Here is a 13,527-nt window from a genome sequence, read left to right as displayed (position 1 = left end):
TAAGGGGACGCTATGCAGGACATTCTGAATACTGAAATCAAAACGATTGACGGCGAGACGACCACGCTTGAGCGCTGGAAAGGAAATGTGCTGCTGCTGGTAAACGTTGCGTCAAAGTGTGGGCTGACGCCGCAGTATGAGCAGCTTGAGAATATTCACAAGGCCTGGGAAGACAAAGGATTCGCCGTGCTCGGTTTTCCTTGCAATCAGTTCCTGGGCCAGGAGCCGGGCAGCGAAGAAGAAATTAAAACCTTCTGCAGCACAACCTACGGCGTCACTTTCCCGATGTTCAGCAAGCTGGATGTGAACGGCGAAAACCGTCACCCGCTATACCAAAAGCTGGTGGCTGCGGCACCAACCGCCGTTGCGCCAGAAAGCAGCGGCTTCTACGAGCGTATGAGCAGCAAAGGTCGCGCGCCGTTGTACCCGGACGACATTTTATGGAACTTCGAAAAATTCCTTGTCGGGCGCGATGGCCACGTCATTCAACGCTTCTCGCCGGATATGACTCCGGAAGATCCGATAGTGATGGAAGCCATCAAAGCGGCGCTGGCAAAATAAAACATGTCGCTTCTGCAGTTAAATGATATCGCCGTTGCCGGACGACTCGGGCCCATCAGCGCCGCGGTTGGACCAGGCGAGCTGGTACATCTTGTCGGGCCAAATGGCGCAGGGAAAAGCACGCTTATTACGCTGATGGCAGGATTGTCTGCCGGAGAAGGGCGGCTTACGCTGAACGACGTTCCGCTAAAAGAATGGTCATCGGTGGCCCTGGCGCAAACGCGTGCTTACCTCGCTCAGCAACAGCTCCCGCCGTTTGCTATGCCCGTCTGGCATTACCTGCGATTGCATCAGCCTGCGCCTGGGGCCGAAGCGGTAATGATGCAACTCGCGCAGGCTTTCTGGCTTACGGATAAGCTCAACCGCCCCGTGAACCAGCTTTCGGGCGGTGAATGGCAGCGGGTGCGGCTGGCGGCGGTGATATTGCAGATTCATCCGGAGATCAATCCACAAGGGCGTCTGCTGCTGCTTGATGAGCCGATGAACAGCCTCGATGTGGCGCAGCAGGCGGTACTCGACCAGCAGTTAATGAAGCTGTGTGATGCAGGCGTTGCCGTAGTGATGAGTAGCCATGATTTAAACCATTCGCTGCGCCACGCTCACAAAGTCTGGCTGTTGCGCGCGGGTAAAATGGTCGCTCAGGGCAACCGCGATGAGGTGCTTTTGCCGCAACATTTAGCCACGGCGTACAATATGCATTTTCGTCGTCTGCAAATTGAAGGACACAGTATGCTGATTACGCCGCTTTCGGGAGGGTAAATCTTGCATCAAATCATGGGTAAGCGCTAAATTACTGCCAATAACAAAACGGGTGAGGATCTGCCTGAAAATGCGCGTATGGCTTATTGTAGTGGCGTGTCTGATACTCGCAGGGTGTAGTCACCATGCGCCGCCGCCTAATGCTCGGCTTTCTGATTCTATAACCGTTATTGCAAAGCTTAACGATCAGCTCAGCGGCTGGCGCGGCACGCCGTACAGCTACGGCGGCATGAGTCGTCGAGGCGTCGACTGTTCCGGGTTTGTGCTTACAACCTTCCGCGATCAGTTCGATTTACAGCTTCCGCGCGAAACGCGTCAACAGGCTGAAATCGGCACTGAAATTGATAAAGACGACCTGCTTCCCGGGGATTTGGTGTTCTTTAAAACAGGCTCGGGCGATAACGGTTTGCACGTTGGGATTTACGATACCGACAACCAGTTTATCCATGCCTCCACCAGCAGGGGAGTAATGCGTTCTTCCCTTGATAACGTCTACTGGCGCAAAAAATTCTGGCAGGCTCGCCGCATCTAGCTTTTGTGCTGACCCGTCCGGGTCAGTTTTCTTTTTTTCTAAATCGTGATTCCCTTCCGTAATTCCGGGGTTAACCCAGGCGCTGCGCTGTATATCGGGTAATATCAAAAAGCTTTTTACTGATTCCCTGTTAAGGAACCCAATGGTTACTCTGGAAGATGTTGCCGCAAGCGCTGGCGTATCCCGTGCTACCGTATCCCGTGTGGTAAATGGCGATACCAACGTTAAGGCTCAGACGCGCAGCAAAGTGGAAGCGGCTATTCGCGAGCTGGGCTATTCTCCCAATCCGGCCGCCCGCGCTTTAGCCTCAAGTCAAAGCAACACGATTGGCCTGGTTACCACTTCCTATCGCGGCGGATTTTTCGGTGCGTTAATGGATACAGTACAAAGCGAAACGGAGCTGCACGGCAAGCAGTTGTTGGTTACGCAAGGGCGCAGTTTTGCAGATAAAGAGTTGAATGCCATGCAGCGGCTTTATAATTTGCGCTGTGATGGGCTGGTTCTGCATATTCGCGCGCTGGAAGATGAAATGCTGCTGCGCCTGGCGGGGCAAGGGCGTAAATTTATCGTCCTTGACAGAGACGTACCCGGCCTGGAAGAGCGCTGTGTGGTTTTCGACCATCGCGCCGCCAGTCGGCTTGCGACCCGGGTCTTTATTGACGGCGGGCATACGGCAATTGCCTGCCTGCATGGACCCACTAACCGCGCTTCCAGTTTATTACGCAGGCAGGGTTTTTTGGAGGCTATGGCACAGGCTGGTTTAGCGCCCGTCGCGGTACTCGAAGGTGAGTACGACATGCCAAGCGGCCATCAGCAAACTTCTCTGTTACTCAAAGAAAAGCAGCCAATGGCTATTTACTGCTGCAATGAAGAAATGGCAATTGGCGCGATGCTTGCAATTACCGAGCGTGGTTTGCGCATTCCGCAGGATATATCTCTTATATGTTATGACAGTGGAGAACGCGCGGCATTTGTTCGCCCGGCATTAACCAGCGTACATTTTCCGATTAGTGAAATGGCAAGATTCGCGACTCGTAAATTACTGGACGAAAATTGTGTAACTGAAACTTTCGACCCTTTGATAATCCACCGCGACTCGTTTCGCGCTCTTCAGTAAAACTAGCCATAAAGAAGCATCCAGGATAAGCTGAATAAATACTTTAAGGTAAATTTCAAAACGCTTCAGGGATGAAAGTGATATTAATTAGAGTAAAATCAATTCAGCAGATGCTGAATGTTCATCGCGTGACGATGCCGTTCCCCCTTGTAGAAACACGGCTGGCAATATGATCGTCTCACTGGATATTGTTTACCGCTCGCATTTCTGTTTTCTGCCAATGCGTTTGCCGGAAGGCCAACTTTTTGGTCTCCAGTTAATCACGAATTTTGTCGGCGTCGATACCCCGGTCCGTATTCCGACGGAACTGGTTCTCCCTCATTTAAATGCGGAGCAAGAATTAGCCTTGTTCTGCGAAAAGTTATCATTACTCGAAAACTGTCAAGATTTCTTTATGACCCACCAACTCCGGGCCTGGGTAAATATAAACGAACATATCGTGGATGCTATTCTGTCAGAGCAACAATTGATTACTCGTATCAGCCGGTTGCCTTTCATTGAGTTAACCATTAATGAAAGTTTTACAGATTTAAATCTTGGCAGCGGCAATCTGCGCCTGCGGGAAATAAGTAAGCTTTTCGCCCTGGTGCTGGAAAACTTTGGCGCCGGCATGGCGACCACGAAATCAATTTTCGACGGCTTATTTACCTCGATTATGCTCGATAAGGGATTTATCCATAAGCAAATTCATGCGAGTTCTTTTACACCTTTTATGCAGGCTATTACGGATCAGATTTCGCCGTTTTGCCGGGCGTTGATAATCGCAGGCATTGACGATGAGGCTTCTCTGGTAAAGGCCCGCTTGCTGGGGTTTAGCGCGATGCAGGGCAGCCTCTGGCCCGCGGTGCCGGTCGAATCAATTGCGGATTTGCTTCTGCCGGACTCATCGCTGTAAAGACCTTGCAACCACACCGTGTTTAAACCGCCGTGAAGCCACTACACTATCAGTCAGGAGGCTCCATGACTGATAACCCCGTGTTCAATAGTATTGTGTTTAAAAACAGTTGGCATGATGAATTGCCCGGTTTTTATAGCGAACTCAACCCTACGCCGCTGCGCAATGCGCGTTTGCTGTATCACAATCGCCGACTTGCAGAAGATCTCGGGCTGGATGCTTCGCTCTTTAATACCGCCCATGCGGGCATCTGGAGTGGTGAAACGCTGCTTCCGGGCATGCAGCCGCTGGCGCAGGTTTACAGCGGACACCAGTTTGGCGTCTGGGCAGGCCAGCTTGGCGACGGGCGCGGCATTTTGCTGGGCGAGCAGCAGCTCAAAGATGGTCGCAAGGTCGACTGGCATCTCAAAGGCGCGGGCCTCACGCCTTATTCGCGTATGGGTGACGGGCGAGCCGTGCTGCGTTCCACAATTCGCGAATTTCTTGCCAGCGAAGCGATATATGCCCTGGGTATCCCGGGTACGCGCGCGCTCACCATCGTGACCAGCGACACGCCTGTTCGTCGCGAAACCACCGAGCAAGGCGCAATGCTGCTACGCGTGGCGGAAAGCCATGTGCGTTTCGGCCATTTCGAACACTTTTATTACCGCCGCGAACCGGAAAAAGTTCAGCAGCTTGCCGATTACGTTATCGGGCATCACTGGCCGGAGTTGGTGGGGCAGAAAGAGCGCTACGAACTCTGGTTTCAGGATGTCGTCGAGCGCACGGCAACGCTGATTGCCCACTGGCAAACAGTCGGATTTGCACATGGCGTGATGAATACGGACAACATGTCGATCCTTGGCCTGACGATGGATTACGGTCCGTATGGTTTCCTGGATGATTATCAGCCAGATTATATCTGCAACCATTCCGACAATCAGGGGCGGTACGCTTTTGACAACCAGCCCGCCGTTGGCCTGTGGAATTTGCAGCGTCTGGCGCAGTCGCTTTCGCCGTTTATTGCCGTAGACAAACTGAACGAGGCGCTTGACCATTACCAGTTCGCGCTGATGCGCGCTTTCGGCATTCAGATGCGCGCTAAACTGGGTTTCAGCACCGAGCAAAAAGCGGATAACGAAATCCTGACCGGGCTGTTCGGGCTTATGGCTAAAGAACGCAGTGATTACACGCGCACTTTCCGCATGTTGAGCATGACAGAGCAAAACGACGCGATTTCGCCGCTGCGCGATGAGTTCATCGATCGCGCAAGCTTCGATAGCTGGTTCACACGCTATCGCGAACGGTTGCAAATTGAACAGGTCGGCGACGCCGAACGGCAAGAGGCAATGAAGTCCGTCAACCCTTCGCTGGTGCTGCGAAACTGGCTGGCGCAACGTGCGATCGCTGCGGCAGAGCAGGGGGATGTAACGGAGCTGGCGCGCCTGCATGAAGCGCTGAGCCAGCCGTTTATCGAGCATGAAGGGGATTTAACCCAGCGTCCGCCGGACTGGGGAAAAAGCCTTGAAGTAAGCTGTTCGAGCTAATTACGGCTGTAGCCAGACCTGTGGCACCGGGTGTTCAGGATGACTGAACACCTTTAGCTCCGCCTGATACCACTGCGTGAGCGTCGACTCGTTGAGAACCTGCTGCGGTGAACCTTGCGCAACCAATTTCCCGCCGTGCAGCAAAATGATGCGATCGGCCCATAGCGCCGCCAGATTCAGGTCGTGTAACACGATACAAACCGAAAGCCTGCCCATTAACGCAAGCCTGCGCAGCAAACGTAAAATATGTTGCTGATGATAGAGATCCAGCGCGGAGGTGGGTTCATCAAGAAACAGCCAGCCGTGGGGCTGACCGTTATGCCAAAGCTGCGCCAGCGCACGCGCCAGTTGCACCCGCTGTTGCTCTCCGCCTGAAAGCTGGCAAAAATCGCGCCCGGCAAGCGAATCGCAGCCGGTTAACGCCATCACTTCACTGACGATGCTTTGGGTGTCATTTTCCGGCCATGGCGCGCGTCCCATCGCAATAACTTCTTCCACTGTCCAGCTAAACGCCATGCCGCTGCGCTGACGCATAACCGCACGCTGGCGAGCGAGCGCTTCGTTCGGCCATTCATCAAGCGGTCGGTCGGCAAGGCTTACGCTACCGCCGTCCGGCAGTTGAAAACCCGTCAGCACCCGCAGCAACGTTGATTTACCTGCGCCGTTAGGGCCAATCAGCGCGACAACTTCTCCGGGTCTGAGCGAAAGGGTAACGTCATCGAGCAGCAATCGTTCTCCTGCATACAGCGAGACGCGGTGGGCCTGTAAAACATCAGCCATCAGTTTCTCTCCGTTGACGAAAAATCAGCGCTAAAAACCACGGGCCGCCGAGCAGGCTGGTCAGCAAGCCAACCGGCATTTCAGCGGGGGCTACCATCGTGCGGGCGAGCGTATCGGCAACCAGCAATAGTATGGCGCCAGCCAGCACCGACCCTGGGATCAGCCAGCGGTGATCGGCGCCCAGCCACATCCTTACCAGATGTGGGATAACCAGCCCGACGAAGCCAATTACGCCGCTCACGGCCACCGCCGCCGCGACGAGCAGGGCGCTAAGAATCAATAGCTGTCGCTGGGTACATTTTACGTCTACGCCCAGGTAATGCGCTTCTTCGTCGCCGAGCTGCAGCAGGTTGAGCCGCGAGGCGAGAAACGCAATGCCGAGCGAAGCGGGAAGAATAAATGACGCCGTTGCAAGCAGCGTTGACCACTGCGCCTGGCCAAGACTGCCCATGCCCCAAAGGGAGAGCTGTCGAAGCTGAGCATCGTTGCTAATCCATGAAAGCACGCCGACCGCGGCTCCGCACAAGGCGTTAATCGCAATCCCGACTAACAGAAGGCGAGAAAGGTTGTTGTTGCCATGGCGGCTGAGGAAAAAAATCACCAGCGTCACGGCAAGGCTGCCCAGAAACGCGGCCAGCATCGGCATATAAAGCGCCAGCACGGCAGGCAAAGCCAGCGGCAGAACAACGGACAGGCCCACGGCCAGCGCGGCGCCGCTGCTGATGCCAAGCAGGCCCGGGTCGGCCAGGGGATTACGAAACAGCCCCTGCATCACGCAGCCGGACAGCGCCAGAGCGCCCCCCACTAGCGCCGCCAGCAACACACGCGGCAGACGAATGTTAAGCCAGATATGGCGCAGCGCCTCGTCATGCGCTTGCCATAATACGGCGATGGAAAGCCGCATTGCGCCAAGATTAGTGGCGATCAGCGCCAAAGCCAACAGCGCCAGCCCCAATAACCAGAGAGCCTGACAAGGCAGAGGACGTCGCATCACGGGAGTTGTTCCGCTTTTTTACGCAGCGCAAGAATGGCATCCGGCGTTTGCAGCCCAAAGCCAAGCAGCGCCATATCATCCACGACCAGCAACTGGTGGTTTCTCCCGGCCGGGGTCTGCGCCAGACCTGGCAGCGCCCAGACATTCTCTTCGCCGCCCAGCGTTTTTACGCCATCTTCCGTCACCAGAATTAACTCCGGCTGGCTTGCGATAACCCCTTCCTGGGAAAGCGGTTGATAGCGGTTAAAACCCTGCATGGCATTTTGCAAACCGGCAGCACGGATAGCGGCATCAGCAGCGGTCTGTTGTCCGGCCGCCATCGCGGTCATTCCGCCGTGACTCATGATAAACAGCACTTTTACCGGCAACTGCTGCGTTGGAATCGAGGCCAGCTTATCGCTGACTTCTTTGCGCAACGTTTCGCCCTGAGCAGTTTTTCCCAGAGCTTTTGCCACCGTGGTGATTTTACTTTCAATGCCGCTGAGCGAGTTATCAGCAGGAATCGTCACCACTTCAACTTTGCTTGCAGCAACCTGCTCCAGAGCCAGCGACGGTTTCGCCTGCGCGCTCGCCAGCACCAGATCCGGACGCATGGCAAGAATGCCTTCCGCATTGAGCTGGCGCATATAACCCACGTCCGGAAGCTTTGTCGCCGCATCCGGATGCAGGCTTGTGCTGTCGCGGGCGACCAGTTGTTCACCCGACCCTAAAGCAAAAGCGATTTCCGTAACATCGCCGCCGATAGCCACCACGCGTTCAGCCGCGTTGGCAAATATCGGCAGCGCAAGCAGGACGGCTAACCAGCATTTCATGCGGCCAGCCCTTTGTTAGTCAGTGTCTCAAGCTGGGTACGCCACTGTTGCTGTTCCGGCTGACCTTCGGTGCGCTGGCCGTAAAGCTGCGCGATTTGCGTGCCGTCTGCGGCAAACAGTTCCAGGCTTGTGACAAAACCATCGCCGCTGGGCTTACGGGTTACCCAGCTTTCTGCGATGGTATCGGCCATCAGGTGCAGCGTGAACGCCGGGTTGAAGATATTGATCCAGTTGTCCACAGGCACAATTTTTTCGACCACGCCGGTGAAAATCTGCACGCAGCCACGGTTGCCGACAAAGATCATGATCTCGTTTTTATCGGCTACCGCCTGCTGCAACAGTTGTTGCAGAGCGGAATTACCCACCTGTTGCGCCAGATCGTCCGCCACCAGACGGAACGCCTGCTGGCGAGTGAGCTGATGACGCTTAAGCAGGCCGAAGAACTGATGAACATCGCGCATGGTGCGCCATTCGGCTTCTACCTGACGAGCATCTGGCGCAGGCGTCATCACCGCGTCTTCCGCTGGTTTCAACTCCAGGGATGGATTATCCGCATAAATAAATTTCGCCAGCGTTTGCCCCCACGCGCCGAAATCGGTGTTATCCGTGGTGTAAACCTTCAGCAGCGCGTCGCCCTGGTGGTCAAAGAACTGAATGCTTTGGCGTTCGCCGCGAGCGGTGGTTTCGCGCATGTGGAAGGCGCTTGCCCACTGGTTCAGAAACAGGCGCAAATCCAGCGCGCGCGGGTTCAGCACCAGGCCTGCATGGCCTTCCAGATGTTGATTCTCATAGCGGCCAACCTGTTCATGCACCGCATATTCGTTACGGCAGATGGACCTGGTTTCACCCACGTCTTCCAGCGCCGCCAGAATGTCGCGCGCCTCGCCTTTTAGACGCCAGGCATCATGTCCGACGCGTGCGTGCGTTAATTCAGCTTCACTGATATTCATCAGCTTTGCGATGTCGCGCGCGTATTTCTTAGGATGTTGCTGCTTAAGCTGCAGCCAGTTGTCATAACGTTGAGTCATGCGATGCTCCTTACCATTGATAACTAACGAAGATTTTGCCGTTACGACCATCCTGCGGAAGGCCCTGAGGCGACCAGTATTCTTTATCGAAGGCGTTACCGAACACCAGCGAGGTGGTCAGGCCGCGTAGCTGCTGCTGACCGCGGTAGCTGACATAGAAATCGTTCACGCCGTAGCCTGGCTGCGCGCTGTAGCTGCTGCTGATATGCGTTGAGCGCTCTGCAAAGGTGCCCACCCAGCCCACGGAGAAACCGCTTTGCGCGACGGGAATATCCAGAACGCTGGTGACGGTGTCCGGATTCAGGCTGGAGATCCACTCGCCGGTATCCTGATCTTTACCACGGGTGCGGTTATAGGCTACGTCGAGGCTGAACAGATCGCTGGAGTATTTGGCCGACATGTCCCAGCCCCAGATTTTAGCGTTCGGGACGTTATAGGACATGGTGGTGGCGTTAGCGAAGTCCACCGTGGTGGAAATATAGTCTTTCGCGTTGGTGTCAAAGTAGCTGGCTTTGAACTCAATGCCGTCGTTAGCCAGCATCAGATTGTCAAAGCGTAGCCCAAAACCGTATTCCTGAGTTTCGTTGGTCTCAGGACGCAGATTCGGGTTTGGCACCCAATAGTTGGTGTAGAAGCTACCGATAGAGAAGTGTTTAGCGTCGTTATACATTTCGCCCATGGTCGGCGCGCGGAAGGCCTGGGCGTAAGAGCCAAACAGCATCAGCCAGTCGGTTGGCGTGATGGAAATCGCTCCGCGAGAAGACCACTTGTCGGCGTCAACGTCATCATAGCCGTCGCTGCTGCCGCTGTAGTTGTCATAGCGCGTACCGGCAAGAAGGGAAACCGGGATATCGCGCAGGGTGATTTCATCCTGCAGCCAGCCGGAGCTGAAATCGATTTTCGCCTGCGGGAAGCCGGTGGTGTTGCCGCCGGGATGCTGCTCCTGACGGTAATATTCACCGCCGTAGGTCAGCAGATGCGAAGCAAAGCTGTCGTTAAACAGACGGCTGCGGTTTTCAAGCTTGCCGCCTTTGGTTGTCTGCTTACGGAATTCACCGCCGTCGGCTTGCGTCTGCGCGTTAATACGCGCTTCTGACCAGTAAGCCGTGGCGTCAGCGTTGAGCCAGTCGCTGTCCTGCGGGCCAAGATGATATTTCACCTGAGCATCGCGTTGAATAGTCGAGCGATTCGCCATCGGGTTTGACTCGCTCGCATCGGTAGTTTGTGGGTTTTTCGGTTCCAGAGCGTCATTGTTGTAATAGCGCAGGGAGCCTGAAAGGGACTGGGCCGGATCGATGCGCCAGGTGCCTTTGGTCAGGAAGTTGCTGATGTTTTCATCGTTTGGCGCCGTTTCGCCGTCGCTCTGGCGGATATCACCACGGTCGCGGCTTGACCAGGAAACCACGCCGTCAAGATCGTCCGTACGGCCAAAGGCGCTTGCGCCCATGCCAATGCTGTGGTCGCCGGTTGCGCCGGTGCCAAACACGCGATAACCGCTGTTTTGGCCTTCAAACAGCAGATCGCTGGCGTCGGCAGTTTCATAAGAGATAACTCCGCCCAGCGCGCCGCTGCCGTAAAGCAGGGCTGCAGGGCCGCGCACGATTTCAACGCGTTTTACCAACGCCGGATCAAGAAATGTGCTGTTCAGGTGTCCGGTATCGGTGCCCTGGCGTACGCCGTCAACCAGCATCAACACGCCCCGGCGGTCGTAACCGCGCATGGAAACGTCCTGGCCGTTGGTGCGACCTGAGCCAGAAAGCGTGATGCCCGGGACTTTGCGAAGCATGTCCGCCGCGGAAGAAGCGGTTTGCCCTTCCGGCGTATCGGCATCAATGACGCTGACCATCATCGGCGCTTCGAAGGTGCTGCGAACGTTGCCTGTGGCGACCACGGTTACCTGGTCATCTTTGGCGCAGGCAGGCAGGGCAGTAAACACCGCGACAGTCAGAAGTGACAGACGGAATCCGGCTGTGTGTAAAAATGGCATAGCGCAACTCTCCATAAGGAAAAACGAAAAGCGCTGGCTGCCTGGGGATGACCTGGGTGGCTTGCGAAAGAATTTTTGGCTTTATTTGGTCAGGATCAGTTTCCCGGCCTGGGTCTGGCGTAACAGATAGTGCTGGCCTTCGTGAACAATCACAACGCGGCCATCAGAACCCAGTAATGCTTTGCTGTCGATCTGACGAGGCGCAGTCAGAGGCTGTGGGGTGGCGGGGGTGAAAGACTTGTCCATAGCGATCCACTCTGTATACAAATAACAATCAATGTAACAATGATAATCATTATCAATAAACTATGTTTCAGCGGCAAGCTTTATTTGTAAGAAATTTGTGAATGGATCAATTTTGAACTAAAGGGAGGATTGACTCCCTCTCCGGCAGGAGAAGGAGGCAATTTTAGTTTGCGAAACGGCTGCCCGTCGCGTCGGCAAGCATAGCAAGCAGGGTTTCAGTATCTTCCCAGCTCAGGCATGGGTCGGTAATCGACTGGCCGTACACCAGCGGCTGGCCGGCGACGATTTTCTGCGTGCCTTCGCGAATAAAGCTTTCCGCCATCACGCCAGCGATGGCGCGTGAGCCGTTGCGGATCTGATTACACACATCTTCACAGACTTCCAGTTGACGGCGGTGCTGTTTTTGGCAGTTGCCGTGGCTGAAATCAATGACCAATTGTTCAGGCAGGTCGAATTCCTGCAGGCTGTCGCAGGCCGCAGCGATATCCGTCGCATGATAGTTCGGCTGTTTGCCGCCGCGCATAATCACGTGGCCAAACGGATTGCCGCTGGTCTGGTAAATCGTCATCTGGCCGTGTTTGTCCGGCGAAAGGAACATATGGCTGGCGCGGGCGGCGCGAATGGCGTCAATGGCGATGCGCGTATTGCCATCGGTGCCATTTTTAAAACCGACCGGGCAGGAGAGTGCCGAGGCCATTTCACGGTGGATCTGGCTTTCAGTGGTACGTGCGCCGATGGCGCCCCAACTGATTAAATCGGCAATAAACTGGCCGATCACCATATCCAGGAATTCCGTCGCGGTCGGCACGCCAAGCTCGTTTACCTGCAACAGCAGGCGGCGGGCTTGTTCGATGCCGTGATTGACGCGATAGCTGCCGTTCAGTTCCGGGTCGGAAATTAACCCTTTCCAGCCCACTACCGTGCGGGGTTTTTCAAAATATGTGCGCATCACGATTTCAAGACGATCGCCATGCTTCTGGCGCATCGTCTCAAGGCGACGGGCATAATCCATCGCCGCATCCAGATCGTGAATAGAGCACGGGCCAACAATCACCAGCAGGCGGTTGTCTTCACCATTAAGGATTTTTTCAATACGGCGGCGGGAAGCGATAACGTTTTGCGCAACCTCCGGCGACACGGGAAAACGGTCGGCCAGTTCAGCAGGTGTAACAAGAGTGTCGATGCGCGCTGTTCGCAGTTCATCTGTTTTGTTCATTGTGCGTCTCAGAAATTTTTGTCTTCTGCACGGCGAGAGTGCCGGGAAGTGATGGCGATCACGATAAACCAATTTATGTCGATTTCAACCACACAAAAGGTATAACGCCACCACAATCCGACTATCCTGACAGATAAAACTCGACTTGTGTACTAGTTTCTTAGTACATGCGACGATTCAGACCCATGATATCAAGGATTTTTGTCGCCATTTCTTCAACGGAATAATTGGTGCTGTTGAGATAACGGATTTGGTTTTTACGGAACAGCGCTTCGACTTCCGCCACTTCAAGACGGCACTGGCGCATGGAGGCATAGCGGCTGTTTTCACGGCGCTCTTCACGAATCGCGGCCAGGCGCTCCGGGTTAATCGTCAGGCCGAACAGTTTATGCTGAAGAGGTTTCAGCACGGCCGGTAGCTGAATATTGTCCATATCGTCGGCGATAAAAGGATAGTTGGCGGCGCGAATGCCAAACTGCATCGCAAGGTACAGGCTGGTCGGCGTTTTGCCGCAGCGGGAAACCCCCAGCAGGATCACCTGGGCCTGATCGAGATTGCGCATCGAAATGCCGTCGTCGTGCGCAAGTGTGTAATCAATCGCGGCGATTCTGGCGTCATATTTTATTAAGTTGCCGGGATTAAGCCCGTGGGTGCGATGGGCGATGGGCGTCGGGTCCAGCTTCAGTTCTTGTTGCAAAGGCGCAACCAGAGCTTGCACGATATCCTGACAAAAGCCCTCGCTTTGTAGAATAATGGCGCGAATTTCCGGCAGAACAATGGAGTAAAAAACCAGCGGTCGCACGCCGGATCGCTGAAAAATGGCGTTGATTTGCTCTTTCACCGCACGGGCGCGACTTTCGTTTTCCACAAACGGCAGCGTAATGCTGTTGATAGAGACCGGGAATTGTGACATGACCGCGTGACCCAACACTTCGGCGGTAATGGCGGTGCCGTCGGAAATATAAAATACCTGCCTGTCTACAGCGTTATCCATTTTGTGTCCCTGACATTTTCACGATAATTTTATAAAGCATAAATTAAAACAAGGCATTCCGTGATAATCCTTGTCGCAAT

At 54.8% G+C, this 13,527-nt stretch carries 14 protein-coding genes; 6 read left to right on the top strand and 8 right to left on the bottom strand.

The features are described from left to right. The first annotated feature begins 12 nt into the window (after positions 1-12). From MUA00_RS20100 to selO, 6 genes are all read left to right on the top strand, one after another. Positions 13-561, top strand: a complete 549-nt coding sequence (locus MUA00_RS20100; protein ID WP_271124762.1) for a glutathione peroxidase — start codon at positions 13-15, stop codon at positions 559-561. Between the two features lie 3 nt (positions 562-564). Then, positions 565-1,320 carry a vitamin B12 ABC transporter ATP-binding protein BtuD gene (gene btuD, locus MUA00_RS20095; RefSeq protein WP_271124761.1) on the top strand — a complete coding sequence of 252 codons (756 nt, stop codon included), beginning with the start codon at positions 565-567 and terminating at the stop codon, positions 1,318-1,320. Positions 1,321-1,390: 70 nt separating this feature from the next. Continuing rightward, entirely contained in the window at positions 1,391-1,852 is a 462-nt protein-coding gene (locus tag MUA00_RS20090) for an NlpC/P60 family protein (RefSeq protein ID WP_271124760.1), read from the top strand. Between the two features lie 142 nt (positions 1,853-1,994). Beyond that, positions 1,995-2,969 carry a LacI family DNA-binding transcriptional regulator gene (locus tag MUA00_RS20085; protein ID WP_271124759.1) on the top strand — a complete coding sequence of 325 codons (975 nt, stop codon included), beginning with the start codon at positions 1,995-1,997 and terminating at the stop codon, positions 2,967-2,969. A gap of 220 nt (positions 2,970-3,189) precedes the next feature. Further along, a complete protein-coding gene (locus tag MUA00_RS20080) occupies positions 3,190-3,864 on the top strand; it encodes an EAL domain-containing protein (RefSeq protein WP_271124758.1) in 675 nt (224 codons plus the stop codon). A gap of 65 nt (positions 3,865-3,929) precedes the next feature. Next, positions 3,930-5,390 (top strand): protein adenylyltransferase SelO, encoded by a 1,461-nt coding sequence (gene selO, locus MUA00_RS20075; RefSeq protein ID WP_271124757.1) that lies wholly within the window; start codon positions 3,930-3,932, stop codon positions 5,388-5,390. Here selO and MUA00_RS20070 read toward each other — a convergent pair whose 3' ends face one another. From MUA00_RS20070 to ppsR, 8 genes are all read right to left on the bottom strand, one after another. Further along, complete coding sequence (locus MUA00_RS20070; RefSeq protein WP_271124756.1) at positions 5,391-6,170, bottom strand: heme ABC transporter ATP-binding protein; 780 nt, start codon at positions 6,168-6,170, stop codon at positions 5,391-5,393. Continuing rightward, the gene (locus MUA00_RS20065) at positions 6,163-7,161 is read right to left on the bottom strand and encodes a FecCD family ABC transporter permease (RefSeq protein ID WP_271125019.1); all 999 of its coding nucleotides are present in this window, start codon (positions 7,159-7,161) and stop codon (positions 6,163-6,165) included. The genes MUA00_RS20070 and MUA00_RS20065 overlap by 8 nt, the downstream gene beginning before the upstream one ends. Beyond that, complete coding sequence (locus MUA00_RS20060; protein ID WP_271124755.1) at positions 7,161-7,976, bottom strand: heme/hemin ABC transporter substrate-binding protein; 816 nt, start codon at positions 7,974-7,976, stop codon at positions 7,161-7,163. The genes MUA00_RS20065 and MUA00_RS20060 overlap by 1 nt, the downstream gene beginning before the upstream one ends. Next, positions 7,973-9,004 carry a hemin-degrading factor gene (locus tag MUA00_RS20055; protein WP_271124754.1) on the bottom strand — a complete coding sequence of 344 codons (1,032 nt, stop codon included), beginning with the start codon at positions 9,002-9,004 and terminating at the stop codon, positions 7,973-7,975. Before MUA00_RS20055 ends, MUA00_RS20060 begins: the two co-directional genes overlap by 4 nt. A 10-nt stretch (positions 9,005-9,014) precedes the next feature. Beyond that, positions 9,015-10,991 carry a TonB-dependent hemoglobin/transferrin/lactoferrin family receptor gene (locus MUA00_RS20050; protein WP_271124753.1) on the bottom strand — a complete coding sequence of 659 codons (1,977 nt, stop codon included), beginning with the start codon at positions 10,989-10,991 and terminating at the stop codon, positions 9,015-9,017. 81 nt (positions 10,992-11,072) lie between these two features. Beyond that, positions 11,073-11,237, bottom strand: a complete 165-nt coding sequence (hemP, locus tag MUA00_RS20045) for a hemin uptake protein HemP (protein ID WP_271124752.1) — start codon at positions 11,235-11,237, stop codon at positions 11,073-11,075. 163 nt (positions 11,238-11,400) lie between these two features. Continuing rightward, complete coding sequence (locus tag MUA00_RS20040) at positions 11,401-12,453, bottom strand: 3-deoxy-7-phosphoheptulonate synthase (RefSeq protein WP_271124751.1); 1,053 nt, start codon at positions 12,451-12,453, stop codon at positions 11,401-11,403. Positions 12,454-12,613: 160 nt separating this feature from the next. Then, positions 12,614-13,447: a posphoenolpyruvate synthetase regulatory kinase/phosphorylase PpsR gene (gene ppsR / locus MUA00_RS20035; RefSeq protein WP_271124750.1), complete on the bottom strand. Its 834-nt coding sequence runs from the start codon at positions 13,445-13,447 to the stop codon at positions 12,614-12,616. Between the last annotated feature and the right edge of the window lie 80 nt (positions 13,448-13,527).

Source organism: Dryocola boscaweniae (assembly GCF_025215095.1).
Taxonomy (GTDB): domain Bacteria; phylum Pseudomonadota; class Gammaproteobacteria; order Enterobacterales; family Enterobacteriaceae; genus Dryocola; species Dryocola boscaweniae.
The sequence above is the reverse complement of the archived record's forward strand: the minus strand, read 5'-3'. Positions and strand labels throughout refer to the sequence as shown.

Bases quoted from the DNA above. Each gene is read 5' to 3' on its own strand.
- MUA00_RS20055 (WP_271124754.1), bottom strand. From the start codon at position 9,004: ATGACTCAACGTTATGACAACTGGCTGCAGCTTAAGCAGCAACATCCT.
- ppsR (WP_271124750.1), bottom strand. From the start codon at position 13,447: ATGGATAACGCTGTAGACAGGCAGGTATTTTATATTTCCGACGGCACC.
- MUA00_RS20070 (WP_271124756.1), bottom strand. From the start codon at position 6,170: ATGGCTGATGTTTTACAGGCCCACCGCGTCTCGCTGTATGCAGGAGAA.
- selO (WP_271124757.1), top strand. From the start codon at position 3,930: ATGACTGATAACCCCGTGTTCAATAGTATTGTGTTTAAAAACAGTTGG.
- MUA00_RS20080 (WP_271124758.1), top strand. From the start codon at position 3,190: ATGCGTTTGCCGGAAGGCCAACTTTTTGGTCTCCAGTTAATCACGAAT.
- MUA00_RS20050 (WP_271124753.1), bottom strand. From the start codon at position 10,991: ATGCCATTTTTACACACAGCCGGATTCCGTCTGTCACTTCTGACTGTC.
- MUA00_RS20040 (WP_271124751.1), bottom strand. From the start codon at position 12,453: ATGAACAAAACAGATGAACTGCGAACAGCGCGCATCGACACTCTTGTT.
- MUA00_RS20065 (WP_271125019.1), bottom strand. From the start codon at position 7,161: ATGCGACGTCCTCTGCCTTGTCAGGCTCTCTGGTTATTGGGGCTGGCG.
- MUA00_RS20090 (WP_271124760.1), top strand. From the start codon at position 1,391: ATGCGCGTATGGCTTATTGTAGTGGCGTGTCTGATACTCGCAGGGTGT.
- MUA00_RS20085 (WP_271124759.1), top strand. From the start codon at position 1,995: ATGGTTACTCTGGAAGATGTTGCCGCAAGCGCTGGCGTATCCCGTGCT.
- MUA00_RS20060 (WP_271124755.1), bottom strand. From the start codon at position 7,976: ATGAAATGCTGGTTAGCCGTCCTGCTTGCGCTGCCGATATTTGCCAAC.
- btuD (WP_271124761.1), top strand. From the start codon at position 565: ATGTCGCTTCTGCAGTTAAATGATATCGCCGTTGCCGGACGACTCGGG.
- hemP (WP_271124752.1), bottom strand. From the start codon at position 11,237: ATGGACAAGTCTTTCACCCCCGCCACCCCACAGCCTCTGACTGCGCCT.
- MUA00_RS20100 (WP_271124762.1), top strand. From the start codon at position 13: ATGCAGGACATTCTGAATACTGAAATCAAAACGATTGACGGCGAGACG.